The organism is Acinetobacter sp. YH12120 (assembly GCF_013418795.1).
Lineage (GTDB): Bacteria > Pseudomonadota > Gammaproteobacteria > Pseudomonadales > Moraxellaceae > Acinetobacter > Acinetobacter towneri.
On the sequence record NZ_VPBI01000060.1, the window covers coordinates 1 to 1,000 of the forward strand.

The 1,000-nt window shown below is 57.6% G+C and carries 3 protein-coding genes; all 3 read right to left on the minus strand.

Translation table 11 applies throughout. The features are described 5' to 3' along the window. Nucleotides 1-154 (minus strand): phage tail protein (locus FTU58_RS13995; RefSeq protein ID WP_170997307.1); only part of this gene is annotated, 154 nt, incomplete at its 3' end. Nucleotides 155-165: 11 nt separating this feature from the next. Continuing rightward, nucleotides 166-519, minus strand: a complete 354-nt coding sequence (locus tag FTU58_RS14000) for a head-tail joining protein (RefSeq protein ID WP_000752979.1) — start codon at nucleotides 517-519, stop codon at nucleotides 166-168. 11 nt (nucleotides 520-530) lie between these two features. After that, nucleotides 531-929 carry a DNA-packaging protein FI gene (locus tag FTU58_RS14005; protein WP_000158919.1) on the minus strand — a complete coding sequence of 133 codons (399 nt, stop codon included), beginning with the start codon at nucleotides 927-929 and terminating at the stop codon, nucleotides 531-533. Between the last annotated feature and the right edge of the window lie 71 nt (nucleotides 930-1,000).

Genomic DNA, 1,000 nt, shown 5'->3' on the forward strand with positions numbered 1-1,000 from the left:
GGCGTACCTTTGTCTCACGGGCAACCTGTGACGCCGACTGCGATATCGCGGATGAAGCAACGCGGTTAATGGCCATTGCGGCGGCACCAGGCACCGCCGTTTTGCTGATACGGCTGAGGTTTTCAACGGCCTGCTCAAGACCTTTTATGGCCATACATCCCCCTTTCAGCGGCGACGGTTAACGGCAGGCGGTACGCCCCGTCCAAGCCAGAGATGACAACTTCCGCCATCATCCGGCGAAACCCGATCTACCCAGAAATTTTCCTCACCGATGGTCAGCGTGTCTCCACGCCGCAGCTGCCGCACCTCATCAGTCCGGACAAACAGGGACGGGCTGGAGCCTTCAACGCGCACGCCCTGTCCGGCATAGCTGATATTTTCAGGGTCATCAAAAACACCACGTATCACCGCACCTGACTGCTCACCGGATGTAATGGTGGCTGACGTTCCCATGTACCCGCGTATCGTTTCATCGGCGCGGGCAATGGCAGCATCGAACAGGTTATCGAAATCAGCCACAGCGCCTCCCGTTATTGCATTCTGGCCAGGCCGCGCTCTGTCATTTCGGCTGCCACACCGGCAGAGACACGAAACGCCGTTCCCGGCAGCACAAATGCCACAGGTTCATCCCGCGTGGCGTGAAGTGCATCAGTATGCAGCTTCACCAGTGCCACGACCGTGACCAGTTCAGACGTATCCAGAATCACGGTATCCGGCTGCGCTGATCCCACCTCATTTTCATGTCCGGTCAGCACATTTTCCCGGCTGAGAGGGGTGTCCTGACCGGCAGTTTCATCCGTGTCATCAAGCTCCTCTTTCAGCTCTGCCACACGGAGCGCCAGTTCTTCTTTCGTCCCCGTCAGGCTGACATCACGGTTCAGTTGTTCACCCAGCGAGCGGAGACGGGCAATCAGTTCATCTTTCGTCATGGACTCCTCCACAGAGAAACAATGGCCCCGAAGGGCCATGATTACGCCAGTTGTACGGACACGAACTCATC